We start from the raw sequence: 26,476 nt of genomic DNA on the forward strand, positions 1-26,476 counted from the left end.
CGGAGCGCCTCCGTTTGTCGTCATGTGTCGATGTTCAGTTGAGCGGGATGTCGTTTTCGCCCTTGGAGGCCTGGTAGGTGGCCGAAAGCGAATCGTAGGCGGCGCGGATGCGCGCCATCTGCACTTTCAGCGGCCTCCGCGCCGCTTCCTCTTCCGCCTCCACCAGATCGCCGACGGAAAAACAGTTCCAGAAGGCGTTCTGCTTGCGGTAACCGCCGGGTTCCAGCCCGAAAACCTCCTTGAGGATTTTCAGGTCGTGGGGAATGGCAAAGCTGTCGCGGGAATCTTCGTAGCTGAAGAAATAGTAGAAATTGTCGAAGCCAGCCCAGGTGATCGCTGCCATGCACATCGGGCACGGTTCATGGGTGGAAAAGAAGACGAGATCCCTGGTGTCGGGCCGTTCGCGCCGTTCGTAAAAGCGCTTCAGCGTGTGAACCTCACCGTGCCAGAGCGGATTTTCCAGCTCGTTGTTGGTTTCGGCCACCACAAGTGACAGGTCCGATTTGCGCAGGATGGCGGCGCCAAAAACCTTGTTGCCGACTGCCACGCCCTTTTCCGTGAGCGGCAGGATATCCTTTTCCATGACGTTGAGCAGGCGGGCGGCGGGAACGGGAGGGGTCAAGGCACATTCCTTTGCAAGGTGGTCTTCCCCGGATCAAGAAGGGCAAATCATCCGTCGTGTCAACCAAGACGCAACGCTCCGCACTTCTTTCGCAGTTGCACGCGGAGATTTGCTCAAAATCCGCCTTTGTCGAGTAAAACAATACGCTCGGACGCGACGCTGTAAATTTCTGTTTCTTCAATATTTTACCTAAATGGACGATAACTGGGCAATCTGAAACGGAACGGCATGATGATTCAGGGCAGTGAACGGCTTACCGCTTTTCCGGCCTTTTTCCGCATTGCGGGAAAGGTTGCCGCTGTTTTTGGCAATGGCGACGAGGCCTTTGCCAAGGTGCGCCTGCTCGCCAACACGCAGGCCCGCATCGTCGTCTTCGCCGACGCGCCCGAACATGATTTCTCCGTACACCTCAAAGCGAACGCTATCGAACATGTCGCAGCGTCTTTCTCGGCCCGGCAGGTCGAGGGCGCCACGCTTGTTTTTGCCGCAACCGGCGATCCGGCGCTCGACGTCAGCATCGTCACGGCCGCCCGTGCGCTAAAAATCCCGGCGAATGCCGTGGACCAGCCGGACCATTGCGATTTCTTCACGCCGGCGATCGTCAATCGCGCCCCGGTGGTGGTTGCCATCGGCACGGAAGGTGCCGGACCGGTTCTGGCGCAGATGATCCGCGCCCAGGTCGATCAGTTGTTGTCGCCATCTCTCGGGCGTCTTGCTCGCCTCGCGACGGACTACAGGGCCGCCGTCGACCGGTTGCTGCCGCGCGGCGTGACGCGTCGGGTTTTCTGGCGTCATTTCTTTTCCGGCGCTGTCGCTTCGGCGGTTGCTTCGGGTGACGCGCAAGGCGCGGTTGCCCATGCGGACCGCTTGTTGCATTCGACGGATCGGGTCGCGGGCCGTGTCTGGCTCGTCGGTGCGGGGCCGGGCGCGGAAGATCTTCTGACGCTGCGCGCCCAGCGGGTGATGATGGAAGCGGATGTGCTGGTCTGCGACGCGCTGGTGCCGCAGGCGATCGTCGATATGGGTCGCCGTGATGCCGAGCGCATTTCGGTCGGCAAGCGCAAGGGCTGCCACACCAAGTCGCAGGATGAGATCAACGACCTGCTGGTCGAACTCGGCCGCGCCGGCAAGCGAGTCGTGCGCCTGAAGTCCGGCGATCCGCTGGTCTACGGTCGGGCGGGCGAGGAGATGGCGGCCTTGCGGGCCGCTGGAATCGGCTACGAAGTCGTGCCCGGCATCACCTCCGCGTTTGCGGCTGCTGCCGATTTCGAATTGCCGCTGACATTGCGCGGCGTTGCCTCGTCGCTCGTCTTCACCACCGGTCACGATCTCACCGGCGATGTCCTGCCGGATTGGGCGAGCCTGGCGGTTTCCGGGGCGACGATCGCCGTCTACATGGGCCGCACCGTTGCCGCCTCGGTTGCCGAGCGGCTAATGTCGGCCGGATTGCCGGCCGAGACAACTGTGGCGGTGGTGGAAAACGCCAGCCGCGCCGACCGCAGGCTGCTGCACGGAACCTTGCGCGATCTTCCCGATCTGCAGCATCGCGAGGATCTCGACGGACCGGTCATGGTCATCATCGGCGATGCGGTCGCCGGTGCCAATTTTGAATTGTCCGAGCCCCTGGTCCGTGCCAGACTCCGGCTCGAAGAACAGATGCAAGGAGCGGAATGAGATGGTGGACAAGGTTCTGACGGCGAACCGGCTGACGGATGGCATCGCCGTATGGCTGGATGCCAGCGGCGAATGGACAACATCGCTGCAGGATGCTCTTGTCGCCCGCCATGCCGAGGCCGTTTCCGCGCTTGAGGACATCGGCAAGAAATCCTATGCCGACAACAAGGTTGTTGACGTCAACGTCGTCGAGGTTCAGGAAACGGACGGTGTTCTCTGGCCGTTGCGCCTGCGTGAACGTATCCGTGCCCAGGGGCCGACGATGGTCTATGCCCAGGGTTATGCGCCCGCCGATCCCGAATTCATCGCAGTCTGAGGAAGTTATGTATCGTTACGACGAATTTGACCACGCTTTTGTCGCAGAACGCGTCGCGCAGTTCCGTGACCAGGTGGAGCGGCGCCTGTCCGGCGAGCTTTCCGAGGATGCGTTCAAGCCTCTGCGCCTGATGAACGGCGTCTACCTGCAGCTTCATGCCTACATGCTGCGCATCGCCATCCCCTACGGCACGCTGAATTCAAAGCAGATGCGCATGCTCGCGCATGTGGCGCGCACCTATGATCGCGGTTATGGCCATTTTACCACCCGCCAGAACCTGCAGTTCAACTGGCCGAAACTTTCCGACATGCCGGATGTGCTGGCCGAACTCGCCAGCGTCGAGATGCATGCGATCCAGACATCGGGCAACTGTATTCGCAACGTCACCGCCGATCATTTCGCCGGCGCTGCCGCCGATGAAGTCGCCGATCCGCGGCCTTACGCGGAAATTCTGCGGCAGTGGTCGTCGGTCCATCCGGAATTCTCCTTCCTGCCGCGCAAGTTCAAGATCGCCGTCACCGGCGCCGAGCGCGACCGCGCCGCCATTCAGGTCCACGACATCGGCCTGCACCTGAAGAAGGACGACAAGGGCGAGATCGGTTTCGCTGTCTATGTCGGCGGCGGGCAGGGCCGTACGCCGATGGTCGCCAAGCTGATCCGCGAATTCCTGCCGGAAGAGGACCTGTTGTCCTACACGACCGCCATTATGCGCGTGTACAACCTGCATGGCCGCCGCGACAACAAGTACAAGGCGCGCATCAAGATCCTCGTGCACGAGACCGGCGCGGAAGAACTTGCCCGCCAGGTGGAAGTCGAATTCGCCCAGCTTCGCGACACGGAACTGAAGCTGCCGGAAGCGGATGTGGCGGCCATCAGCGCCTATTTCGCGCCGCCGGCCCTGGCCGAACGCGCCGAAGGCTGGGAAAACCTGGCTCGCTGGAAGAAGGCGGATCCGGATTTCGCCCGCTGGGTGCAGCAGAACGTCCAGCCGCACAAGAACCCCGACTACGGCATGGTGACGATCTCGCTCAAGCCGATCGGCGGTATTCCCGGCGATGCGACCGACAGCCAGATGGATGTCGTCGCCGATATCGCCGAAGAATATGCCCTCGACGAAATTCGAGTCAGCCACGAGCAGAACCTAATCCTGCCGCATGTGGCGCTGGCCGATCTCGAGCCGGTCTACCGCGCGCTCGTCGCCCATGGCCTGGCGACCGCCAATGCCGGCCTGATCACCGATATCATTGCCTGTCCCGGCCTGGATTATTGCGCGCTTGCCAATGCCCGCTCCATTCCGGTGGCGCAGGAAATCTCCAGCCGCTTCGGTTCGCCGGAGCGCCAGGAGGAAATCGGCGAGCTGAAGATCAAGATTTCCGGCTGCATCAATGCCTGCGGCCATCACCATGTGGGTCATATCGGTCTGCTCGGCGTCGAGAAGAAGGGGGCGGAACTCTACCAGATCACCCTCGGCGGCTCCGGCGACGAACACACGTCGATCGGCGAGATCATCGGCCGCGGTTTTGAGCCGAACAAGGTGACGGATGCCATCGAGACCATCGTCGATACCTATCTCGGCCTGCGCCTCGACAAGTCCGAGACGTTCCTTGCAGCCTATCGTCGTGTCGGTCCGCAGCCGTTCAAGGATGCCCTTTATGGCGGTTCGACCGCGGAAGCGGCGTGAGGGGACGGCCATGACGAGAATCTGGAAAGAAACCGGTTTTATTGAGAACGATCCGTGGGTGATCGAGACCGAAGAGACCAAGGCCACCGAAGACCAGAAGCCGCTGCTGCCGCTGGACGAGTTGATCGCAAGGGCCGAAGGCAGCAATGACGTCGGCCTCGGCGTGCTGATCAAGCCGGCAGACGACGTGCGCAAGCTGGAACCCTATCTCGACCGGCTGGCAATCGTCGCCGTCGCCTTTCCGGCGTTCAACGACGGGCGCGCCTTCAGCCATGCCTCTCTGCTGCGCCAGCGGCTGGGATATGCCAATGAGTTGCGGGCGGTCGGCGACGTTCTGATCGACCAGGTTCCGTTGATGCTGCGTGTCGGCATCGACAGTTTTGCGGTGACAAACGCAACGGCCTTGAAGAGGCTTGCGGAAAATCGCCTGCCGGGCATCCCGCATTATTACCAGCCGACGGCGCGCAAGGCCGACGACCCGAATTCCTACAGCTGGCGTCGGGTGTCGCGTACCATTTCGTGAGAAGGGCAGGGCACCTTGCGGCGCCCGACCCATCGACCGAAAAACTTGAGAATAAAAAGCATATTTCGTCGCAGGGCCTGGCAATGGGATGCTTTGCCTTTATTCTGCGGCGAAGTTGGAGTATCAGCCTACGCGTGAAATAAGCCGTCCGCAGACGATTTTCAGGATTTCCGACCGAAATGAACGCACCCGCCAAGACCCAAGATTTTGCAGCTTCCATCCCCGCCGGCGTCTTTGCCGAAACAGTTCTGAGTGTGCAGCACTACACGGACCGGCTGTTCCGCTTCCGCATGACGCGGCCGGCAGGCTTCCGATTCCGTTCGGGCGAGTTCGCGATGATCGGCCTGATGGTCGGCGACAAGCCGGTCTACCGCGCCTATTCGATCGCCAGCCCTGCCTGGGATGAGGAACTGGAGTTCTTCTCGATCAAGGTGCCGGATGGTCCGCTGACCTCGCATCTGCAGGCCATCAAGCCGGGCGACACCGTGCTGATGCGCAAGAAGCCGACGGGCACGCTGGTGCTCGACGCCCTGACGCCCGGCAAGCGGCTCTATATGTTCTCGACCGGCACCGGCATTGCACCCTTCGCCAGCCTGATCCGCGATCCGGAAACCTATGAAAAATTCGAGGACGTCATCCTCACCCACACCTGCCGCGATGTCGCCGAACTGAAATACGGTCAGGATCTCGTCGAGGAAATCCGAAACGACGAAATGCTGAGCGAAATCGTCGGCACCAAGCTGCGCCTCTATTCAACGGTGACCCGCGAGGACTATCCCTTCAAGGGCCGCATCACCGACCTGATCGAGAACGGCAAGCTGTTTGCCGATCTTGGCGTCCCGCCGCTCAACCCCGAGATTGATCGCGGCATGATCTGCGGTTCCGCCGCCATGCTCAAGGATACCAAGGAGTTGCTTGAAAAGGCCGGTATGGAAGAGGGCGCCAACAACAAGCCGAGCGAGTTCGTTATCGAGCGGGCTTTCGTCGGCTAACGGCTTTACCTGAGCTGGATGTGGAATTCGCGAAGGCGGCCGCGGGCCGCCTTTTTCATGTCTGGTAGACGTGGTTGATCAGTGTCTGCATCGCCGTCTCTGCTGCCTCGGCATTGCCTTGCTGAATGGCGCGGATGACACCGACATGCAGCGAAATCGACTGGTCCATCTGTTCCAGCGAGGCTTTCGAATACCAGATCCGGCGGAAATGCGTCTGCACCGGCGCCAGTGCGGCGGTCAGGAAGGTGTTGGGGCACGCTTCTTCCATGATTTCATCGAAGGCCTTGTCGGCGGCAAGAAAGCGGCCGATGTCGCCGGTGACGGCGCAGCCGGTCATCTCCTGGGCGCAGGCCAGCAAGGCCGTACGCTGTTCGTCGCTGGCGCCGGTCGCGACCAGTGCCGCGGCCATCGGCTCCAGCTTCTGCCTTATGGCGACGATATGCGCATGGTCGTCCGGCCGGATCTCGGCGATCTGCAGCCCGACGCGGGGGCGCACGAGAACCAGGCCCTGCCAGGCAAGCTTCTGGATCGCCTCCCGCACTGGTGTACGGCCCTGGCCGGCCATGTCGATCAACTGCTTTTCCGTCACCAGCGCGCCGGGTTTCAGTCGCAGCGTCACGATCAGGTTTTCGAGGCTGAGATAGGCGAGGTGGCTTAGGGAGCCGGCAGCATCAGGCATCTCATTCTCCGTTGTGATATATCACATAGTGCCATTATTCGATTTTGATTGCAAATTCACTGATATATCAGTTGGCGAAAGGAATATATACCTAGGAGAGGCGCCGCAACGCCCGCGGGAGCGACCGCACATCACAGGATTCGGATAGGTTTTGCCGCCGTCGCCACAGCTGAGCTGGCAAGGCTGATCACGAAGGCGCGCCAAGAGGGTATTAAGTTTGCCTTAACAACCTAAGCGGATTGTGTCTCCGCTTTTTTTGGGCAAGTTGTTGCTGCTTTGCCCAAAGTCAGGCCGCAACGCATATTTTAGCCGGACAAGATGTCTCCTATGGTATTGACGCCATCTTTACGGCTTGTAGTCTCATCGGCGCTTTCAATGGTTTCATGCGGAGAGAGACTGTGAGCTTGGGGGTTGTTCTTGTCGTTATTCTGACATTGGTTGCGGCAATTCTTGCCGTGCCGGCTGTCAGTCAGACCAATGCCGAAACGACGATCTCGCTTCTGGCATCGTCGATGGCCTTCGTATTGATGGCCATTGCCCAGTTCCTTGCCGCGCGCCCGCCTTTCATCGAAAAGCTTTTTGGCGGGCTCGACCGGATTTACCGGGTGCACCGCGCCATCGGCATTACCGTGCTGGTGTTTATCCTCGTGCATTATTTCATCGCGCCGAACTTCAAGGGGCTGGCGCTGACCAGCGGCCTGAATTCCATCGCGTTGAACGCCGGCGAATATGCCTTTTATGGCTTCGTCGTCCTTCTGGTCCTGAGCCTGGTCAAGGTCATCCCGAAGACGAAGATCGGTTTGCCCTATCATTTTTGGCGCTGGACACACCGGCTGATCGGTATCCTGTTCCTGATGGTGGCGTTCCACCAGATGTTCATCAAGCGGCCCTACGACGGCACCGCCTTGATTGCCACCTATCTCAACATCTTCGCCCTCGTCGGTATCGCCAGCTATTTCTACACCCAGTTCCTGGCTTTCGTGAAAACGCGGCGGTACCAGGTGACGAATGTCGAGCGCCATGACGGCGCCACCATCGTCACGGCCTGTCCCACCGGGGGCAAGCTGCGTGCCAAGCCCGGCCAGTTCGGATTCTTCCGCGCCAACAAGCCGGGGCTGCGCGAGCCGCACCCCTTCACCATTGCCGGCATGGAAGATGACGGAACGGTGCGTTTTGCGATCAAGGCGCTCGGCGACTTTACCCATAAGTTGCGCGAAAACATTGCCGTCGGCGATGTTTTGCGCCTGGAGGGCGGTTACGGCCACTTCAACCATCGCCGCGGCGGCAAGAAGCAGATCTGGCTCGCCGGCGGCATCGGCGTCACGCCGTTTCTCGCCATGGCTTCGAAGCTTAAAGGCGACGAAGGGCAGGACATTCATATGGTCTATTGCGTGCGCGACCGCTCCGAGGCGATCGGTCTGGAGACATTCGAGGCGCAGGCAAAGACGCTGCCGAACTTCACCTTCGTGTTGCACGATTCGGCTACCGGTGGCCGGATGGATGCGGCGAAACTCGCCGCCGGCGTCGTCGCTTTCAAGCCTGGCGAAGCCGACCTCTGGTTCTGCGGACCGCCGCAACTGCGTCAGGCGATCGAGGCCGGGCTGAAAGAAATGGGACAAAAACCAAGGCGGGTCGAATATGAGCGCTTTGAATTCCGTTAAGCATTGAGAATGCGTGTCTGAATGTGGACGAAGAGGGACAGATCATGGTTTTCGGAGCAAGATCCGCTGTAGAACGGATGGCATACGTAAAATACACGCTTGGCCCGTTGCTCATCGCGATGGCGATGACGCTCTGTCTTCGACCGGCAGAGGCGCGCGACCTTTTCGAGGAAAGCGCCTTCAGCGGCTACAAGGCGAATGTCGAGAACGGCAAGTACATGTTCGATGCAGCCGGCTGCGGCGCCTGCCATGGAGCCGGCGACAACACCAAGCTTTTGTCCGGCGGCCTTGAGATGGAAACCGCCATCGGCAAGTTTTTCGCGCCGAACATTTCCGCCCATCCGAACGGCATCGGCGGCTGGTCGAACGCAACCTTCCTCAATGCCGTCATGAACGGCATCGACAAGGACGGCAACAACCTCTACCCGGTGATGCCCTACACCTCATATGGCGGCATGAAGCCGGAAGACGTGCTCGATATCAAAGCCTATATCGAAACGCTGGAGCAATCGGACGCGGCGTCGAAGGAACATGAAATCGCCTTCCCGTTCAGCCGCCAGACGACGATCACGCTCTGGAAGCGCAGCCATTTCACCGTGCCGGCCTACCAGCCGACGGGCGAAAGCCAGATGGAGCGCGGTCGCTACCTCATCGAGAATGTCGGCGCCTGCGGCGATTGCCATACGCCGCGCACCACCACCTACGGCCTCGACAAGGATCGTGTCTTCGAAGGCGAAAAGGGGCTGACGGGTGCAGTGGCGCCCGACATCACCAAGGTGCGCATGGCGGGCCTCGCCTCGCCGGAGGTCTTCACCAAGCAGTTCATCGATGACGGCAAGAAACTCGGCGGCTCGCCGATCGCCGATCCGGTGATGCACCGCCTCACCGAGGGCATGAAGGCGTTGAGCGAAGACGACCGCAACGCCATGTACGCTTATCTTGCCGACCGCGAAGTCAAGACCGCACCGATTGCGACGTCGAGCGAAGCCGTGTGCAAGGAAAGCACGCCGGACGCAGCGCTCAGTGGCGACAACGCAGCGCTGGCGACGGCCGCGGATGCCTTCATCGGCAAATATTGCCGCAACTGCCATGGTCCGGGCGAAAGCTCGCAGGGTAGCTATCCGGCTGGCGACCTGCCGTCGATTGCGACGAACGCCGCCTTCGTGACTCCCGGCGATTCGGCGAAATCGCGCCTCTTCACCAGCGTTACCAGCGGCCGCATGCCGCTCGGAAAGCGGCCCAGCGACGAAGAAGTCAAGGCACTCGGCGACTGGATCAATTCGCTGACCGAACAGGCGGTGCCGCAAGGTATCGCCAGCAAGCCGGCACGCTCGCGCCCGATGCTCAACTATCTTGGCTTCGTCGAGGCCGCCCTCCAGGACGTCTCCAAGCTCGACGAGCGCGACAGGCCGTTCCAGCGTTATTTCAGCTATCGCAGCCAGTATAACGGCATGATGGGCTGCGAGGAGGAAGACACTTTCATGAAGCGCATGCCGATCCTGGCCGGCGGCTTCAAGAAGCTCCTCAATTCGCTGTCCTACGCCCCCAATCTCGTCATCCCGAAGGAAGTCGACGGCACCAACGGCATGCTGGTCCGCGTCGACCTACGTGATCTCGACTGGAAGGCCGAGGATTACGATTTCCTGATCAAGCAATATTTCTACGGTGTGGATCCTTCCAGCGATCCGTCGCTGGCGGCGCTCTCGAAGAGCACGACGACGACGCTGCCGATCATGCGCATCGACTGGTTCATGAGCAACGCCGCACGGCCGAAGGTCTACAACCACCTGATGCGGCTGCCGACAGACATCCGCGAACTGGAAAAACGATTCAACATCGATGTCGACCAGAACATTCGCGATCTGCGCATCATCCGCGCTGGTTTCGCCGACGGTTCGTCCGGCGTCTCCGATCACAACCGCATGCTGGAACGGCACGACATGCCCTTCGGCGGCTACTACTGGAAGTCCTACGATTTCGGCGGCGATATCGGCAAACAGGTGCTGAAACGCTTTCCGCACGGACCGAAGGAACTGGAGCCGCTCGAAACCGGCCTGGAATCCTTCCATCACGATGGCGGCGAAATGATCTTCTCGCTCCCGAACGGTCTGCAGGGCTATTACCTCTCCACCGCCGAGGGCAAGCAACTCGACGTCGGCCCGACCAGCATCGTCTCGTTCCGCAAGCGGCCGATCGGCAAGGGCGTCGACATCATCAATGCCCGGTCCTGCTTCGATTGCCATGCCAACGGCATCCTTTCGAAGCGCGACCAACTGCGTGAACACATCCAGGTGTCGACCCTGTTCAACCGCGACCAGCGTGACCTGCTGCTGAAAATGTATGTGCCGCAGGAAGAACTGGACGATGCCTACAACAAGGATCGCGAACGCTTCGTTGCAGCGCTGAAGACGCTCAAGGTCACCGAGCCGACCCCGGACGGTCTCGCCCAGAGCATGCTGGCGCCCGGCAATGCCGAACTGGTGACCTACTTCGCCGACCTCTATGAGGACGAACTCGACTACGAGGCGATGGCCGCTGAGTTCGATCTCAGCCCGACCGACTTCGAGGACGCAGCCAAGCGTATTTCCGATCCGACGTTGCTGCGCGTCGTGATCGACTGGATGGCGACGCTCGAATCCGGCGGCACCATCCCGCGTGTCGAACTGGAAGACCAGTATGCCTTCCTGCTCGATCCGATGATGGGACTGAAGCCGCTTCCGAAGGCCGAGGCCACCGAAACCGCGACCACCACAACGACAACAACACCCACAACAACGACAACCGATACATCAGCAACGACGACCGACACATCGGCAACCACCACGACGACCAACGCGACCACAACCACGGAGACGACGTCTGCTGCTGTTGAAGCGGCAATACCGGACTATCGCAAGGAAGAGAAAGAGCAGGACAATAAGGTAAAGCTTGCCCTGCACGTCGCCTCCACCACCGCCAAGGTCGGGGAAAAGCTATCCTTCGAACTTTCGACCAACCAGGCGTGCGAGCTGCAGGTCCTGTATGTCGAGGAAGGTGGCAACGTCGAGATCATTCCGGACGTGATGATTGGCAATACGACGCTCAATCCGGGCGAAAAGCGGCTGATCCCGCAGCCTGAGACCGGCAACCTGACGTTCGACACGCCGGCGGCTGCCGAGACCATGGTTGCCTTCTGCCGCGCCGGCGGTCTTGGCGATCAGAAACTGACGTCGGAAAAGGCCAAGAAACTGGTGGCCGATTCGCATCAGCCGACCACGCGCGGCATCGCGATCAACCTGGCCGAAAAGGCCAAGGCCGATAACGGTGCAAGCGGGCTGCAGATGGTGACGTTCGAGATCAAGGCGAACTGAGGAAGACGGGATGAAAGCGTGCAAGCAGCTTGTCTGGGTAGCGGCATTCATGGCAGCGGGGGCGGTCGAGGCGATCGCCTGCGAGCCCCTGGTCTCCGCCATCAACGCCTTCAATGCCAATGACGAACAGGCCGGGCATACGGCGTTTGCCGCGCTGGAAACAGCCGGCTGCTCGGCGGAAGACAAGGTGATGACCGGCCGGCTCGTGGCACTGCTCGCCTTCAATCGCATCACTTCGGCGGTCTCCGCCGGAGACGATCTGGAAAAGCATGCCGCCGAGTTGGAGGCTTTGCGGGAAAAGTTCGGCGGCCCCTGGCAGGTGCTCGACGCACTCGGCGACATCTATCGTGGCCGCAAGGATTATGGCCAGGCGGCGCGCTGGTATCAGGCCGCCCTTGAGGACAGCGACAATCCGCGGCTGACGCCGAACTGGATGGCGCCCGACGAGGCCTATATCCGCCACATGGACAAGATGGCGACCGAGATGCGTCTGGCGGCCCCCGAGGCCGTCAGCCTGGCGCTGCGCGGCGGCTGCAAGGTCAGTTATCGCGGCGTGGCGCTCAAGAAGAAGACCACGCCAATCCGCTTCGTCTTCGGCACTGCCGATTTCACGCCGGAAGGCGAAAAGGCGGCGGCGGATCTTGCCGAATGCCTGAAATCGGCCCGGCCGAAAGCGGTGACGCTGATCGGCCATACCGATCCGGTCGGCACCGACAAAAGCAATCTCAAGCTTTCGCTGCAGCGCGCCGAAGTGCTCGGCCACTACCTGAGCAGTGCCGGCTATTCGGGCGTGCTGAACTTCGAGGGCAGGGGCGAAAGCGACCCTTTCAAACCTGACGATCCCTCCGCCTACGACGAAGAAACGCTGAACCAGCTTCACCGTCGGGTGGAAGCCGATCTGGAGAAATAGCATGTGCAGAATGCTCGCGGCGGCTGCCTTCGGTTGCGTCCTGCCCTTTGCGGCCTGGGCACAGACATCGGCAATCGTGATCGGTGTCGACCAGTATCCATTCACCACCTCGCTGAACGGTGCCGTCAACGATGCCCGGGATATCGACAACGCGCTGAAGAAGGCCGGGATTACCCGGATCACCACCTTCTACGATGCCCAAGCCCAGAAGGACGCCATCCGGGCCGCCTGGGTCGAGACTGTCGCCAACGCCGTTGCCGGCGATACCATCATCTTCACCTATGCCGGCCATGGCGCCCAGATGCCGGAGCTGGTGGAAGGATCGGAGCCTGATGGCAAGGACGAATTTCTGGTTCTGCCCGGCTTCAACGTCGAGCGCCTGCAGGAAACGTTTAGCGAAAGCATCATCGACAACGAACTGAACAGTTGGTTCATGGAGGCGGATGCCAAGGGTGTGCAGGTGCTGTTCATCCTCGACAGCTGCCATTCCGGCGGCATGAGCCGCTCCATCTCCGGAAAGACCCGGCTGGCACCGGTCGTCACCGCCAAGATCGACAACCCCACCCAGGATTCGGTGGCAGGTGCCGGGATCACCGACGACAGTTTCAAGCGCGTTACCGTGCTGGCCGCCTCTCTCGAAAGCCAGCCGACGCCAGAGGTCATCATCGACGGCGTGCCGCGCGGCGCCTTGAGCTGGAGCTTTGCCCGCTCGCTGGAAGGCAAGGCCGACCGCAACCATGATGGCGTCCTGACCCGCGTCGAGCTTGAGGACTACGTCTTCAGCACGATCAAGAGCCAGGCGGAAGCGCTGCAGGTGCCGAACTTCGTGCCCGGCGTGGCACGCTCGGAAAAAGAGGTGGTCGTGCGCCTGGCAGGTGCAAGCACCGAGACGACGACGGTGCCGGTGGAGGAGGAGGGCTGGAAGCCCGAGATCGCGCTCGCCGTCGAAGGCAGCACCTTCCGGCCGGAACGCGTGACGGATGGCGGTGCAGCGCCCTATCGCTGGGATGCAGCCAGCGGCACCTTCTTCACGCCCAACGGCGACGTTGCCGGCGAAAAGATCGGTGAGGATCGGCTGCAGCAGGTGGTCGACAAGTTCATTGTGCTGGAATTCCTGAAAACCATGGCGGCGCAAAATCCCGGCACCGTGACGATGACGCCGGCAAAGGATATCTATGCGGCCGGCGACCGGATGAAGTTTGACGCTCCGCGGTCCAGCTACAAAAATTTGCTCGTTTTCAATCTCGCCAACACCGGCGAAGTTCAGATTCTCGATGCGCAATCCGGAGGCGAGGATACCAAGCCGTTCAGCCTTCCCGACCTTGAAGTGGTCAAGCCGTTCGGTGCCGATCACCTGATCGTCATTGCCACCAACGAGCCGATCGACGCGTTGAGCGCATTGATGAACAAGTCCAATGTCACCACCACCGATCTGCTGAAGGCATTGCCCGAACGCTTCGACGGCAAGGACGTGCAGGTTGCCATTCAACCGCTGTACAGCCGGGAAAAGCTGTGATGCCGAGGCTCGCTCTCCGTTTTGCCGTCGTCCTCACCGCGCTGCTGCTGGCCTCCTTCGCCGCGCGGGCGGAAGACCGGGCCTTGCTGATCGGCATCGGCGATTACGAAAAGCTGCCGGAACGCATGTTCCTGCATGGACCGGTCAACGATGTCGCGGCTATGAAGACGCTTTTGACCGGCACGCTCGGCTTCAAGCCGGAATCCATCAAAGTCCTCTTGGACAAGGAAGCGACGCGCAGCGCCATGATTGCTGCTGCCGAAGAATGGCTGGTTGCCGGCACGAAGCCGGGTGATCGCGTCTATTTCTATTATTCCGGTCACGGCCTGCAGGTGAAGGACGACAACGGCGACGAGGAAGATGGCCTCGACGAGGCGATCGCCACCTACGACATCACCCCCGGCGAAAGCGACTGGACCAATATCATCCGCGACGATGACATCCAGGCGCTGACCGAGAAGATGAAGGATCGCATGGTGACGCTGATCATCGACGCCTGCCATTCCGGCACGCTGTCGCGCTCGTTGAACGGCTCGCTGGACGACTATGTCGTCGGCATGCGTTACCTGCCGAGGCCTTCCAAGGCAGGCGCCGAGCAAACGACGCGCGGCCTGAAGATCGAGCTTGCGGCCGATGCCAAGCCGGAAACCGTGATCGAGGGTTCGCTCACCACATGGAGTGCCGCCGCTCCCTATCAGGTGGCCTGGGACGACGACCGGCTACCGCCGGATGAGCGGCATGGCGTGTTCACCGCCGCCTTTGTCGCGGGGCTGGTGAAGGGCGAGGCCGATTCCAATGGCAACGGCGTTACCAGCGTTTCGGAACTGTTCCAGTATCTGAAGGTGAAATCGGGCGAATATTGTAAGCTGAAGAAGGATTGCCAGTCGCTCGACCCGCAGATCGAGGCATCGCCGCAGCTGCTGGGCGCAGAACTCGCCGGCTACACCAAGCCGGCAGTGGAAGAAAAACCGCAATTGTTGAAAATTGAGACTCTGCAGACGCCGCAGCCCGTCTATGTGGCCGCCGATCCCGTCCAGTCGGTCGGAGATATCCTCGGCGGCTACGACAATGGTTTGGTCGCGGTTTCCATAGACAGGGGCACGACCTTGCATGCCGGCGATGTCTTCAAGATCGACGTCACCAGCGTGTCCGGCGGTCATCTCGTACTCCTCGACGTCAACGCCAAGGGCGAGGCGACCCAGATCTTCCCCAACACGGCAGCGCAGAAGATCACACCGCTTTCGCCGAACCAGACGCTGACGATCCCGGACGAATATTACGGTTTCGATTTCGAGGCGGGCGAAAGCGGTGACAGCGTGCTCGTGGCACTTGTCATCAACGACGACATCGATCTTTCACAGCTGGTGCCGGCCGATCAGGGCCTCGAAACGACCCTGAACGCCCGGGCGGCGTTGAGCGAGATTGTCTCCCGCCTCAGCAAGCCGGTCGCCACCGCTGACGGTTTCCGGGCTGTCCGGTGGACGGCCGGCAAATACGACTACACGATCAAGTGACAACCGTCATTCGTGCCGCAGTGCCTCGATCGGGTTGAGTTGTGCTGCCCGTCGCGCCGGGAAATACCCGAAGATCATGCCGATCGCGGCCGAGAAGAAGAAGGCGACGGCGATGATCGTCGGGCTGGTGACGAAGGGCACGCCGAGCAATGAAACGACGCTGTAGGCAAGGCCGAGACCGAGCAGGATGCCGACGACACCGCCGAAGATCGACAGGGTGACAGCCTCCACCAGGAACTGCATCAGCACCTGGCCCTCCAGCGCCCCGATTGCCAGTCGTGTGCCAATTTCTCGGGTGCGCTCGGTGACCGATACCAGCATGATGTTCATGATGCCGATGCCACCGACCAACAGGCTGACGGCGGCCACCGCGCCCAGAAGTCCGGTGAGCAGGGTGGTGGTGCCTGTCAGCGTCGCCGCCATCTGCGTCATGTCGTTGACGTTGAAATCGTCCTCGCGGCCAAGGCCGATCTTGCGCCGCTCGCGCAGCAGCGCCGTGACATCCGACTGCACCTTGGCTGTCGATATGCCGTCGCGGGCCGACAGCATGATCGTCGAGATATCCGTCGTTCCGCCGATCCGGCGCTGGTAGACGCGCAAGGGTACGAGCACAGTATCGTCCTGGTCGTTGCCCATGCCGGATTGTCCCTTCTTCTCCAGCACGCCGATCACCGAACAGGAGAGTTTGCCGACGCGGATCAGTTGCCCCTCCGGGCGTGCTGCGCCAAACAATTCCTGCCGCACGGTCTCCCCGAGGATACAGGCAGTCTGGCCACCACGCTCTTCCGAAGCCAGAAAGCTGCGGCCGCTTGCCAGGTTCCAGCTCTGGGCAATGAGATAGTCGTTGGTGACGCCGGCAACCGTGCTCGAATGGTTCTGGCCGCCATAGATGATCACGGCGGTCGACTGGCTGACCGGCGAAACCGCCCTGAGGCCGTTGATCTGGGTGCGGATCGCCTCGACATCCCGTTCGGTGAAGCGTTTCGGTTCCGTCGCGGTGCGCCGCGGCCCGAACTGGCCGGGACGAACAAACAGCATGTTGGTGCCGAGCTTGGAAATGTCTGCCGTCACCTGCGCCGTCGTACCGTTGCCGATGGTGACCATGGCAATGACGGCGGCAACGCCGATCACCACGCCGAGCACCGTGAGGAACGAGCGCAACAGGTTGCGGCTGATGGCACGCAGCGCCAGTTTTACCGTCTCAAGAAACATCGGCGACCTCGGCATTCAGTTGGTCGGATTCCAGATGGCCGTCGACGAAACGCAGCACGCGCTTGGCATAGGCGGCAATGTCGGTTTCGTGGGTCACCATGATGACCGTGATGTCGCGGTCGCGGTTGAGACCGGTGATCAGCTCCATGATCTCGATGCTGGTACGCGTGTCGAGGTTGCCGGTCGGTTCGTCCGCCAGAAGCACGGCCGGATCGGTGACGATGGCGCGGGCGATGGCGACGCGCTGCTGCTGGCCGCCGGAAAGTTGTTGCGCCGTGTGATGCTCGCGCCCGGCAAGGCCAACGCGGGCGAGCGCATCCGCCGCCCGGCTGCGCCGCTCCTTGGTCTCGATGCCGCGATAGACCAGCGGCAGCTCGACATTCTCGATGGCGGATGTGCGCGGCAGCAGGTTGAACCCCTGAAAGACGAAGCCGAGCATATGGCGCCGCAGCAGCGTCAGCTGCGTCCGGTCGAAGCCGCCGGTGGAGATGCCCTGGAACAGGTATTCGCCATTGGTCGGCACATCGAGACAGCCGATGATGTTCATCGCCGTGGATTTTCCCGATCCGGACGGCCCCATGATCGCGACGAATTCCTGCGGCCGGATGGTCAGGTCGATCCGGTCGAGGGCACGGATCGTCGCTTCCCCGGAGCCGTAGAGTTTTGAAACCTTGCGGAATTCGATCAGCGGCGATGCGGTCATCTCTGCCTCCCGCTCATCGGCCGAGCGCCGTCGCATCGGTGATCAGCTCGTCGCCATCGGAAAGGCTGCCGGACACCAGCTGGGTGAACTGGCCGTCGGTGGCGCCGATTTCTACGGCAACCGATTGGGCGCGGCCGTTGCGCAGCACCCAGACATTGCGTTTCGCCCCCGTCTGCGGCGGTGCCGAGACGTTGCGCATGCGCGGCGGACGGAACAGGCTCATCAGGCCGCGCGAACGTCCTTCCGACGGCGGCGAATACCGCAGGGCGGCATTGGGGATCAGTATTGTGTCCGAGATCGACTTGACGACGATATCGGCCGTTGCGGTCATGCCGGGCCGCAACAGCAGTTCGTCGTTCTGTACCGTCAGCACGGCCATGTAGGTCACGACATTCGAAATGGTTTCAGAGGCGTAGCGGATCTTCTGAATCTCGGCGGGAAATTTTTTGTTGGGGAAGGCATCGACGCTGAAGCTTGCCTTCTGCCCGACGGCGACCTGACCGACATCGGCTTCGTCGACATCTACCTGCAATTCCATCTGCCGCAGGTCGCCGGCGAGCGTGAAGAGCACGGGTGCCTGCAGCGACGCGGCCACCGTCGCGCCGGGATCGACAGCGCGCGTCAGCACCATACCGTCGATCGGCGAGACGATACGCGCCTTCGACAGGTTGACCTCGGCGAGTTTCAGCGATGCTTCCGCCGCCAGAACGTCGGCCTCGTTGATCTGCTTGGTAGCGACGGCGGCATCGTATTTGAACTGCGCCGCGTCGAGATCCTGCTGGGTGGAAACCTTGTTCTGCACCAGCGATTTCAGGCGTTCGAGGCCATTGAGCGCCGAGCTGAGATCCGCCTGCGCCTTCAACACATTGGCTTTCGACGAGTTGAGTTTCGCCTGGGCGCTCTGCACGTCGGCTTCGAGCTTGTTGGTGTCGATGACGGCGAGTACATCGCCGGCTTTGACGATGCTGTTGTAGTCGACCGAGACGCTTCGGACCGTGCCGGATTGCTCGCTGGAAATATCGACTTTTTCCGTCGGCTCCACCGAGCCGGTGGCGGTGACGACGACTGTCAGTTCACCTTTTTTCGCCGGCTGGGTGGTGTAGGCATATGTCTCGCCTCTTTGGCCAAAGTAGAAGTAGGCGCCGGCACCGCAGCCGATCAGGACCAGCACGACGAGAAACCGCATCAGCCAGCGTGCGCCGCTGCGCTTCTTGCGTGTCTTGCCGAGAATCGCAGCAAGATCCGGCGTTTCCGTTTTTGCCGTGCTCTTGCCGTCGTTGTTGCTGTCAGCCATCATCCGTGCATCCTTTTGTTCCTTTGGGATGTGACATAGGCGATAGGCGCTGATAAAGTGAAATCTTGGTAATTTTCCTCCGATTTTCAATCGGATGGCGGATCTGCCGGGTGTCCGGGTCCGCCCAAATCGTTGAAAGGGGCAAAACCGGTGTTTTTTCGTCGCCTCGTGCTTTTTCTTCCGGCATTTGCCGTCATGCCCTGCATCGCATTTGCCGATCCTACCGGCCGCTACGTGGTGCATGGAACGAATCCCAGCGACGGCAGCAACTATACCGGACAAGCGGAGGTCAGCCGAAGCGGCGCCGCCTATGCCGTGAAGTGGACAATCGCCGGAGCGCAGGTTGTCGGTGTCGGCATCGAGGGGCAGCCGTCCAATTCGTCCGATACGCGTTTCGTTGTCGGTTTCGGAAGCGGCGATTCGATGGGAATCGTCGAATATGTCTTGCAGCCGGACAAGAGCTGGAAAGGCCGCTGGGCCTTCAACGGCGATCAGCGGCTGGGCGAAGAAACCTGGACACCGGAGGGTGCCGAGACCTCTTCGAGCGATGAGGACGCGCCGTCTCCCGCAAGGCGCCAATCCGATTCGCCTTGACGATCCGGCCTGCTTAAGCGATTGAGGTCCATTGTTTTAATTGAATAATTGTCAATATTTGCGCGAATATTGCCGCAAGTCTGCCCATGTTGCGCCCCCACTTGATCTAGCGCAAAGAAGCGTTTCTCCCACCGGTTCCATAGTCGGTTCGCAAAACGAGTCTGACTGACGGAGAGACGAAATGACGAAAAACGGGATGGGACGGGCAGTTGCGCTTGCCGCCGGCCTGATGCTGCTTGGCAACCAGGCCCTGGCTGCCGACCTCGAAGAGCGCATGGCACCGCCGGAAGCCACCGCCGACCTGGCGGCGCAAAGCCCCTGGCAGATCCGCGTGCGCGCCCTTGGCGTCATCACCGAGGATTCCGGCTTCGTGAACGGCATCGCCGGTTCGGATCTTTCCTATTCGAACACGGTCGTTCCGGAACTCGATATCTCCTACTTCTTCACCGACAACATCGCCGCCGAACTCATCCTCGGCACGACCTATGCGAATGTCAAAGCCGATGGAGCGATTGCCGGCCTGGGCAAGGTGGGCAAGACGTGGCTGCTGCCGCCGACATTGACGCTGCAATATCACTTCACCGATTTCGGTGCCTTCAAACCCTATGTCGGCGCGGGCGTGAACTATACGCTGTTCTACAACCAGTCCGGTTCCGGTGCCTTTTCCAATCTCGATGTCGAAAACAAGCTGGGTGGTGCCTTACAGGTGGGCTTCGACTACATGATCGACGACCATTGGGGCGTGAACTTCGACGTGAAGAAGCTCTTCCTCGAACCCAAGTGGAAGGTCGATCTGAACGGCACGTCGCTGTTCGGCAAGGCGAAACTCAATCCCTGGCTGATCGGCGCCGGCGTCACCTACCGCTTCTGAAACGCGGATACGCTTGCTGGAAAAAAAGACCGGGGCGGCTGGCGCTACCCCGGTCTTTGTCGTTTCGGTGTCGCGGTCGGCGAAATCAGCCGGGAATAGCATCCACCAGTGCCGCCGCCTTGGCAATCGCCTCCTGCTGGTGCGGCTGGATGAGCTGCCCGTAATAACCCTGGAAGATCGGCAGGAAGGGATCGTCGATGGGCGTCTTGATCCCCGACAGTTCTTCCATGACCGCGAGGCCGCAATAGGGAACGTAGGCCGCGGAATAACCGCCTTCATGCGACATCACCAGCCGTCCGCCGCAGAGCGTATCGGCCGCCTGCATCAGCATCCGCGTCATCTCGCGGTAGGTCTCGCTGTGCAGCATCATGCGGCCGAGCGGATCGGCGCCGGAGGCATCGAAGCCGGAGGGCACGACGATGAGATCCGGCTTGTAGCGGGCAAGCGCCGGCAGCACCACCTGCTCGAAGGCGGCGATATAGGCGCCGTGGCCACTGCCGGCGGGAAGCGGGATATTGATGTTGAAACCTTCGCCAGCGCCCGTCCCACGCTCTTCGCGATCGCCGCTGTCAGGCGGATAGAGCCGCTCCTGGTGCAGCGAGATCGTCAGCACGCTCGGATCGGAATAGAAGGCCGCCTGCGTGCCGTTGCCGTGGTGCACGTCCCAGTCCACGGTGGCGACGCGGTCGAACCTGTGTTTCTGCCGGTTCTTCATGATGGCGATCGGAATGTTGCCGAACAGGCAGAAACCCATGCCCTGTTCCGCCTCGGCATGGTGGCCCGGCGGGCGAACCAGCGCATAACCGTTGTCGATCGTGCCGCCCAGCACGCCGTCCATCAACGCCGTCGTGCCGCCGACCGCCAGGACGGCGATCTCGTAGCTGCCGCGGCCGAAGGGCGTCAGGAAGCTTGCCTCGCCACCGCGATGATCGCTCTCCGCCTTGATCCGGCGGATGTAATCGCGGTTGTGGAAGAGGGCGATATCGTCTTCGCCGATCTCGACCGAGTTGACCTTGACCAGCTGGTCGACGAGGCCGGACACCTCCATCAGGTTGCGGAAACGCCGCTTGGTGGAAGCGTTTTCGGCGTGTTCGCCCGGCTCGACCGTCAGTCCGGCGGCAAAAAACATCGATGCCGGCCCGGTCTCGTGCCAAAGGTAGAGTTCGTGGAAATTCCAGCCTGTCTTCTTCACGGCGTTTCCTCCAAAAAAGTCTTCTAGTTGCCGTTCCTCTCCGTTCAACCGGCGAGGATCATCTGCGCGGCGCGCTCGGCGACCATGATCGTCGGCGCGTTGAGATTGCCGGACACCATCTTCGGGATGACCGAGGCGTCGGCAACGCGCAGGCCTTCCAGCCCGTGCACCTTCAAGGTCGCCGGATCGGTCACCGCCCTGGCGTCGGTGCCCATGCGGCAGGTGCTCGATGGATGATAGAGAGTGGTCATGTGGCCACGAACATAGTTGGCGATCTCCTCGTCCGTCTGGCATTCGGCGCTGGGCGACAGTTCGTAGGCAATCAGTTCCTTCATCGGTGACTGCTGCAGGATGGCGCGGTTGATGCGCACGCCGGCGACCATCGTCGCAAGATCGGTGCCGTCAGGATCGCTGACGAAATATTTCGGATCGATCGACGGATATTCGATCGGGTTGGCGGACCGCAGCTTGATCTCGCCGCGGCTGTTCGGCCGCTGCAGCGTCGAGTGGCCGGTGACACCGGCCTGGCCGCCGAGGAAACGGGCGTAATCGCGGTGCGGGCTGATGGCGCCGTAAAGCTGCAGGTCGGGCTCGACGCCGGGACGCGAGCAGACATGACCGCCGGAGGCGACCCAGGGCGAGGTGCGGATACCGGTGCGCTTGTCCTGCCACTCGGCAAAACTTTCCGAGATCAGCTCGTCGGTCCAGGCGCCGATGCCGATCGGTTTTTTTGTGTAGAAGCTGATCGGGATGTTCAGGTGGTCCTGCAGGTCCTTGCCGACGCCCGGCAGGTCGTGCACCGGCTTGACGCCGGCTTCCGTCAACTCGTCGGCCGGTCCGACGCCGGAAAGCATCAAAAGCTGCGCCGAACCGACGGCGCCGGAAGACAGAACCACCTCGCTATCGGCGTAGGCCACTTCCGGAACTCCGTCGACCAGATATTTGACGCCCTTGGCACGGCCGTTCTCGATGATCAGGCCGGTGACCAGCACGCCGGATTTCAGCGTCAGGTTTGGCCGTTCCAGCGCCGGGCGGAGATAGGCCTTGCCGGTGCCCCAGCGCTCGCCATTCTTGATGGTGAACTGGAAGAGGCCGACGCCTTCCTGCTTTTCACCGTTGTAATCAGGATTGTATGCGTAGCCGGCCGCCTGCGCCGCTTCGATCCACATTTTTTCGTATTTATCGACGTAAGGCACATTGCCGATATGCAGCAGGCCGTCATTGCCGTGGTAGGGGCTGTCCTTGATGTCGGCGTTGTTTTCCGACTGCAGGAAGACCGGGAAGAGGTCCTTCCAGCCCCAGCCCGGATTGCCGAGCGCTTCCCAGGCATCGTAGTCGGAGGGCAGGCCGCGAATATAGATCATGGCGTTCAGCGCACCCGACCCGCCGATCATTTTTCCGCGCGGCCAGAAGATGCGACGGCCGCGGCAGCCGGCCTGCGGTTCCGTGTAATAGCCCCAGTCGGCGCCGGTGTTGAACATCGTCACCCAGTCGGACGGGATATCGGAGGCGATAGGCGCGGCACGTCCGGCTTCGAGGACCAGCACCTTGCGGTCGGGATCGGCGCTCAGGCGGTTGGCGAGCACGCAGCCGGCCGAGCCGGCGCCGATGATGATGGTGTCGTACATGGAACCCCTCTGATTTTATTCTCCGGCTGGCGCCGGGCTTTCTGCAAGCTTTTCCTGGTGGGCCGCCTGGCCGCGCTTGCGGCTCCAGCGGACGAGGTCGCCGAGGCGGCCGACAAGCCCCTTCGGCATGAGGATGATCGAGAGTGCGATGATGATGCCGAGGCCGAAGGTGCGGAATTCGCCCGCCTCGCGCATCAGCTCGTCGGCGGCGACGAGGATGACGGTACCGACCAGCGGCCCCCAGAAGGTGCCGACGCCGCCGACCACGACCACGGCGATGATGAACATCAGCTGCGACATCGACAGGATGCCGGGGCCGATCGCCTGGAAATGCGCGGCGTAAAAACCGCCGGCAAGGCCGGTGAAGAAGGCCGAGATGCCGAAGACGAGCAACTGCGCCTGGAAACGGTTGACGCCGCGGGCAACCGCATAACCCGGATTGTCCTTGAGCGCCCGGAAGGCAAGACCGATCGGGCTCTTGATGATCGCATAGGTGAAGAGCATCGTGATCGCAAACAGCGTGGCGACGATGGCGTAGTTGCCGACCAGCCACTGGCCTTTCAGAAGCGCGCGGGTGCCGAGATCGCCGAAGCGGGCAAAACCCACCGCGCCACCAGTGAACTGCCGGCAGATCGAGCCGACCATGGTGAAACACTCGGTATCGGTGACGATCAACTGGTACATGGTCTGGGCGATGGCGAGCGTCAGCAGCGCCACATAAACGCCCGTCAACCGCAGGCAGGCCAGCCCGACGGCGAGCGAGAAGATCATCGCACCCACGGCGGCGGGAACGACCGCCGCCCAGACGTTCCAGCCGAAATAGAAGCAGATCATCGCCGTGGCGTATCCGCCGAAAGCGAAGATCGCCATCTGCGCCAGCGAGAAGATGCCGGAGAAGCCGAACAGCAGGTTCCACTGCGAAGCGATGGTGGCATAAAACAGCGCCAGCACGATCTGGCCCATGACGTAGCGGCTATCGACGAAGAAGGGCAGGGCGATGGCGATCGCAATCAGCACCACGGTGATCGCCAGGTCGGTTTTTGCGGAACCGGTCGGGCTTTTGGGGCGGGAAACAGGTTGGTTCGACATGGTTTCCCCTCACAGGCGGCGGATCTGGGCGCGGCCGAACAGGCCGGACGGCCGCCAGATCAGCACGGCGATGACGACGAAGAGCAGCGACGGAAAGCCCCAGCGGGCACCGGCGGCATACTGGATGAAGGCTTCGAGCAGGGCGAGGCCGAAGGCGGCGGCGACCGCGCCCGGCAGGTTGCCGAGGCCGGCGACGACACACATGATGAAGGCCTTGAGCATGGGATCGTTGCCGAGCGGCGGCGAGAGCTGGGTGATCGAGCTCACCATGACGCCGCAGATGCCGGCAAGGCCGCCCGACAGCACCAGAACCTGGAAATAGACGCGGTTGACGGCAACCCCCATCAGCTGCGCCGCGTCGCGGTTCTGCGCCGTGGCGCGGATCGCCCGGCCCATGCGGGTGCGGTTGAGCAGGAGCGCGATGAAGGCCATCAGCACCACGACGGTCAGGATGATGACGATGTTCTGGTAGGGCAGGGCGAGCGGCCCGAGCATCAGCGTGCCGGGGATCGACAGCGGCTGCTTCAGCGGCTGGCCGCCATAGATCATCAGGATGGCGTTCTCCAGCGCGATGCCGATGCCAACGGTGGCGATCATCACGTTGGATTCGAAAGTCGATTTGTCGTTCTTCAGCAGGTTGCGGACGATCAGCACGTAAAGCAGGCTGCCGCCGATCATGCCGATGACGATCGCCCCGGCAAAACCAGCAACGACGGGCAGGCCGAGGGCCGACGACACGGTGAAGGCGGCGTATCCGCCCATGGTCAACATCGCCGCATGCGCCATGTTGAGCATGCCCATCGAACCCCAGACGAGGGAGAGGCCGACGGTTGCAAGCGCGTACAATGCGCCGGTGGTGATGCCGGCGACGAGAATGGACATGAGAATGTCGAGCGTCATCCGTCAGCCTCCAAGATAGGTTGCGAGCAGCTCCTCGCGAGCGAGAAGATCGGCCGGCGGGCCGGACCAGACGATCGCGCCGTCATCGAGAAGATGCAGCTTGTCGGCGAGATCGGCGACGCGGGCGGGGTTTTCCTCCACCAGCAGAATGGTGCGGCCCGCCTTGCTCAGTTCGGCGATGACGCCGTAGATCTGTTCGATGATCAGCGGCGCAAGACCCAGCGACGGTTCGTCGATCAACAGGATGCGCCCGCCCATCATCAGCCCGCGGCCAATGCCGGCCATGCGCCGCTCGCCGCCTGACAGCGTCGAAGCGATCTGGTGGCGGCGGTCGGATAGTTTTGGCAGCAGCGTATAGACCTCGTCGAGCCGGCGATCAATCTCCGCCTTGCTCGGCGCCAGATAGGCGCCCATCAGCAGGTTTTCGAGCACGCTCATCTCTGGAAACAGCATGTCGCCCTGTGGCACATGCGCGACGCCGAGGCTTGCGACTGTATGCGGCTTGCCGGTGACGGAAGTGCCGTCGATGCTGATCGAGCCTGAGCGCAGCGGCACCAGGCCCGAAATCGTCTTCAACAGGGTGGATTTGCCGTGACCGTTGGGGCCGACGACGGTGACGAATTCGCCGGCGCCGACGTCGAGCGAAATGCCTCTGAGGATATCGAGCCCGCCGTATCCGGAGACGATATTCTTCAGGCTCAGGACAGGTGGTAACGTCGCAGCCGTCATGGTTGCGTCTCCCCTTCCGCGAAATACTTCTTCAGCCGTTTCTGCGTGCCTTCACCGAGATAGGTTTCGACGACGGTCTGGTCCTCGGCAACCGCGCTCGGCGGCCCCTCGAAGATCACCTTGCCGTGGTGCATGATGATGACCCGGCTCGAAAGCGCAAGCAAGAAGCGCATGACGTGCTCGATCAGCACCACCGTCATGCCCTGGTCGCGCAGTTTCAAGACCAGCGCCATGATATGGTCGATCTCGTCGCCGTTGAGGCCACCGACGGGCTCGTCGAGGAAGAGGATCTGCGGTTTGGTGGCGATCGCGCCGGCGATCATCAGGAGCTTGCGATCAAGAACCGGCAGCTGTGCCACAGTCTCGTCCGCCTTGGCGGAGAGGCCGACGAAGGCGAGCGCCTCTTCCGTCTGGTCGCGGACCTCGTTTCCGAGGCGAAAACCCGGTATGCGTCGCTTGCCGCGGCCGAAATAGGCGGCGATGTCGACGTTTTCGCGCACCGTCAGGCTGTCGAAGGCAGCGTTCAGCTGGAACGTCCGCGCCATGCCGAGCTGGCAGATCCGGTCGGCGCCAAGCCCACTGATATCCGTATCGCCGAAGCGCATGCGCCCTTCGGTCGCCGGGGTGATGCCGGTGATGACATCGAAGAACGTCGTCTTGCCGGCGCCGTTCGGGCCGCCGATGCCGACGATTTCGCCTCGGTTCACCGACAGCGATACGCCATCCACCGCCGCGAGCGAGCCGAAACGCTTCACGACATTTTCGCATACGAGCATGGGACCCATATCGTCACTCATGACCTGCTCCTTCATGCGGAGAGCCTGCG

The 26,476-nt window shown here is 61.7% G+C and carries 23 protein-coding genes; 12 read left to right on the forward strand and 11 right to left on the reverse strand.

Going from position 1 to position 26,476, the window contains the following annotated elements; all coding sequences use genetic code 11:
* Positions 1 to 34: 34 nt before the first annotated feature.
* A complete protein-coding gene (locus tag ACSQ3I_RS13390; protein WP_435999681.1) occupies positions 35 to 583 on the reverse strand; it encodes a deaminase in 549 nt (182 codons plus the stop codon).
* A gap of 270 nt (positions 584 to 853) precedes the next feature.
* On the opposite strand from ACSQ3I_RS13390, the gene cysG reads away from it, so the two are divergent.
* From cysG to ACSQ3I_RS13415, 5 genes are all read left to right on the forward strand, one after another.
* Positions 854 to 2,296 (forward strand): siroheme synthase CysG, encoded by a 1,443-nt coding sequence (gene cysG, locus ACSQ3I_RS13395; protein ID WP_435999682.1) that lies wholly within the window; start codon positions 854 to 856, stop codon positions 2,294 to 2,296.
* 1 nt (position 2,297) lies between these two features.
* Positions 2,298 to 2,612 carry a DUF2849 domain-containing protein gene (locus ACSQ3I_RS13400; protein ID WP_435999587.1) on the forward strand — a complete coding sequence of 105 codons (315 nt, stop codon included), beginning with the start codon at positions 2,298 to 2,300 and terminating at the stop codon, positions 2,610 to 2,612.
* Positions 2,613 to 2,619: 7 nt separating this feature from the next.
* On the forward strand, positions 2,620 to 4,293 hold the full coding sequence (locus tag ACSQ3I_RS13405; RefSeq protein WP_435999589.1) for a nitrite/sulfite reductase: 1,674 nt from the start codon (positions 2,620 to 2,622) through the stop codon (positions 4,291 to 4,293).
* A 10-nt stretch (positions 4,294 to 4,303) separates the two neighbouring features.
* Positions 4,304 to 4,816, forward strand: coding sequence for a DUF934 domain-containing protein (locus ACSQ3I_RS13410; RefSeq protein ID WP_435999591.1), 513 nt, complete (start codon positions 4,304 to 4,306; stop codon positions 4,814 to 4,816).
* A gap of 179 nt (positions 4,817 to 4,995) precedes the next feature.
* On the forward strand, positions 4,996 to 5,808 hold the full coding sequence (locus ACSQ3I_RS13415) for a ferredoxin--NADP reductase (RefSeq protein WP_435999593.1): 813 nt from the start codon (positions 4,996 to 4,998) through the stop codon (positions 5,806 to 5,808).
* A 55-nt stretch (positions 5,809 to 5,863) separates the two neighbouring features.
* Here the strand turns inward: ACSQ3I_RS13415 and ACSQ3I_RS13420 are convergent, their stop codons facing one another.
* Positions 5,864 to 6,487 carry a GntR family transcriptional regulator gene (locus ACSQ3I_RS13420; RefSeq protein ID WP_435999595.1) on the reverse strand — a complete coding sequence of 208 codons (624 nt, stop codon included), beginning with the start codon at positions 6,485 to 6,487 and terminating at the stop codon, positions 5,864 to 5,866.
* 398 nt (positions 6,488 to 6,885) lie between these two features.
* Between ACSQ3I_RS13420 and ACSQ3I_RS13425 the strand changes: the two genes are divergently transcribed.
* The 5 genes from ACSQ3I_RS13425 (at position 6,886) to ACSQ3I_RS13445 (ending at position 15,438) form a co-directional block, all read left to right on the forward strand.
* Positions 6,886 to 8,148 (forward strand): ferredoxin reductase family protein, encoded by a 1,263-nt coding sequence (locus tag ACSQ3I_RS13425; RefSeq protein ID WP_435999597.1) that lies wholly within the window; start codon positions 6,886 to 6,888, stop codon positions 8,146 to 8,148.
* Between the two features lie 77 nt (positions 8,149 to 8,225).
* Positions 8,226 to 11,498 (forward strand): c-type cytochrome, encoded by a 3,273-nt coding sequence (locus ACSQ3I_RS13430; RefSeq protein ID WP_435999599.1) that lies wholly within the window; start codon positions 8,226 to 8,228, stop codon positions 11,496 to 11,498.
* Positions 11,499 to 11,508: 10 nt separating this feature from the next.
* Positions 11,509 to 12,408 carry an OmpA family protein gene (locus tag ACSQ3I_RS13435; protein ID WP_435999601.1) on the forward strand — a complete coding sequence of 300 codons (900 nt, stop codon included), beginning with the start codon at positions 11,509 to 11,511 and terminating at the stop codon, positions 12,406 to 12,408.
* A gap of 1 nt (position 12,409) precedes the next feature.
* Positions 12,410 to 13,924, forward strand: a complete 1,515-nt coding sequence (locus tag ACSQ3I_RS13440; protein WP_435999603.1) for a caspase family protein — start codon at positions 12,410 to 12,412, stop codon at positions 13,922 to 13,924.
* Positions 13,924 to 15,438 (forward strand): caspase family protein, encoded by a 1,515-nt coding sequence (locus tag ACSQ3I_RS13445; protein WP_435999605.1) that lies wholly within the window; start codon positions 13,924 to 13,926, stop codon positions 15,436 to 15,438. The genes ACSQ3I_RS13440 and ACSQ3I_RS13445 overlap by 1 nt, the downstream gene beginning before the upstream one ends.
* A 6-nt stretch (positions 15,439 to 15,444) precedes the next feature.
* On the opposite strand, the gene ACSQ3I_RS13450 is transcribed toward ACSQ3I_RS13445, so the two are convergent.
* From ACSQ3I_RS13450 to ACSQ3I_RS13460, 3 genes are read right to left on the reverse strand one after another with little or no spacing between them, the layout of a single operon-like run.
* Positions 15,445 to 16,650: an ABC transporter permease gene (locus tag ACSQ3I_RS13450; RefSeq protein WP_435999607.1), complete on the reverse strand. Its 1,206-nt coding sequence runs from the start codon at positions 16,648 to 16,650 to the stop codon at positions 15,445 to 15,447.
* Positions 16,640 to 17,353 (reverse strand): ABC transporter ATP-binding protein, encoded by a 714-nt coding sequence (locus tag ACSQ3I_RS13455; RefSeq protein ID WP_435999609.1) that lies wholly within the window; start codon positions 17,351 to 17,353, stop codon positions 16,640 to 16,642. The genes ACSQ3I_RS13450 and ACSQ3I_RS13455 overlap by 11 nt, the downstream gene beginning before the upstream one ends.
* Before the next feature lie 13 nt (positions 17,354 to 17,366).
* Positions 17,367 to 18,647, reverse strand: a complete 1,281-nt coding sequence (locus ACSQ3I_RS13460) for an efflux RND transporter periplasmic adaptor subunit (RefSeq protein WP_435999684.1) — start codon at positions 18,645 to 18,647, stop codon at positions 17,367 to 17,369.
* 150 nt (positions 18,648 to 18,797) lie between these two features.
* On the opposite strand from ACSQ3I_RS13460, the gene ACSQ3I_RS13465 reads away from it, so the two are divergent.
* Together ACSQ3I_RS13465 and ACSQ3I_RS13470 are read left to right on the forward strand one after the other, a co-directional pair.
* Complete coding sequence (locus tag ACSQ3I_RS13465) at positions 18,798 to 19,241, forward strand: hypothetical protein (RefSeq protein ID WP_435999611.1); 444 nt, start codon at positions 18,798 to 18,800, stop codon at positions 19,239 to 19,241.
* Positions 19,242 to 19,422: 181 nt separating this feature from the next.
* Positions 19,423 to 20,112 carry an OmpW/AlkL family protein gene (locus tag ACSQ3I_RS13470; protein WP_435999613.1) on the forward strand — a complete coding sequence of 230 codons (690 nt, stop codon included), beginning with the start codon at positions 19,423 to 19,425 and terminating at the stop codon, positions 20,110 to 20,112.
* 85 nt (positions 20,113 to 20,197) lie between these two features.
* Here ACSQ3I_RS13470 and ACSQ3I_RS13475 read toward each other — a convergent pair whose 3' ends face one another.
* Genes ACSQ3I_RS13475 through ACSQ3I_RS13500 form a run of 6 tightly spaced genes read right to left on the reverse strand, consistent with a single transcriptional unit; the run spans position 20,198 to position 26,447 of the window.
* Positions 20,198 to 21,304 carry a class II histone deacetylase gene (locus ACSQ3I_RS13475; RefSeq protein WP_435999614.1) on the reverse strand — a complete coding sequence of 369 codons (1,107 nt, stop codon included), beginning with the start codon at positions 21,302 to 21,304 and terminating at the stop codon, positions 20,198 to 20,200.
* A 44-nt stretch (positions 21,305 to 21,348) separates the two neighbouring features.
* Positions 21,349 to 22,932, reverse strand: coding sequence for a GMC family oxidoreductase (locus tag ACSQ3I_RS13480; protein WP_435999616.1), 1,584 nt, complete (start codon positions 22,930 to 22,932; stop codon positions 21,349 to 21,351).
* Positions 22,933 to 22,947: 15 nt separating this feature from the next.
* Positions 22,948 to 24,021 carry a branched-chain amino acid ABC transporter permease gene (locus tag ACSQ3I_RS13485; protein WP_435999618.1) on the reverse strand — a complete coding sequence of 358 codons (1,074 nt, stop codon included), beginning with the start codon at positions 24,019 to 24,021 and terminating at the stop codon, positions 22,948 to 22,950.
* Positions 24,022 to 24,030: 9 nt separating this feature from the next.
* Positions 24,031 to 24,921 carry a branched-chain amino acid ABC transporter permease gene (locus tag ACSQ3I_RS13490; protein WP_435999620.1) on the reverse strand — a complete coding sequence of 297 codons (891 nt, stop codon included), beginning with the start codon at positions 24,919 to 24,921 and terminating at the stop codon, positions 24,031 to 24,033.
* 3 nt (positions 24,922 to 24,924) lie between these two features.
* On the reverse strand, positions 24,925 to 25,650 hold the full coding sequence (locus ACSQ3I_RS13495; protein ID WP_435999621.1) for an ABC transporter ATP-binding protein: 726 nt from the start codon (positions 25,648 to 25,650) through the stop codon (positions 24,925 to 24,927).
* Positions 25,647 to 26,447: an ABC transporter ATP-binding protein gene (locus ACSQ3I_RS13500; protein ID WP_435999623.1), complete on the reverse strand. Its 801-nt coding sequence runs from the start codon at positions 26,445 to 26,447 to the stop codon at positions 25,647 to 25,649. The genes ACSQ3I_RS13495 and ACSQ3I_RS13500 overlap by 4 nt, the downstream gene beginning before the upstream one ends.
* Positions 26,448 to 26,476: the final 29 nt, after the last annotated feature.

This window comes from Rhizobium sp. LjRoot30 (assembly GCF_964253915.1).
GTDB lineage: Bacteria > Pseudomonadota > Alphaproteobacteria > Rhizobiales > Rhizobiaceae > Metarhizobium.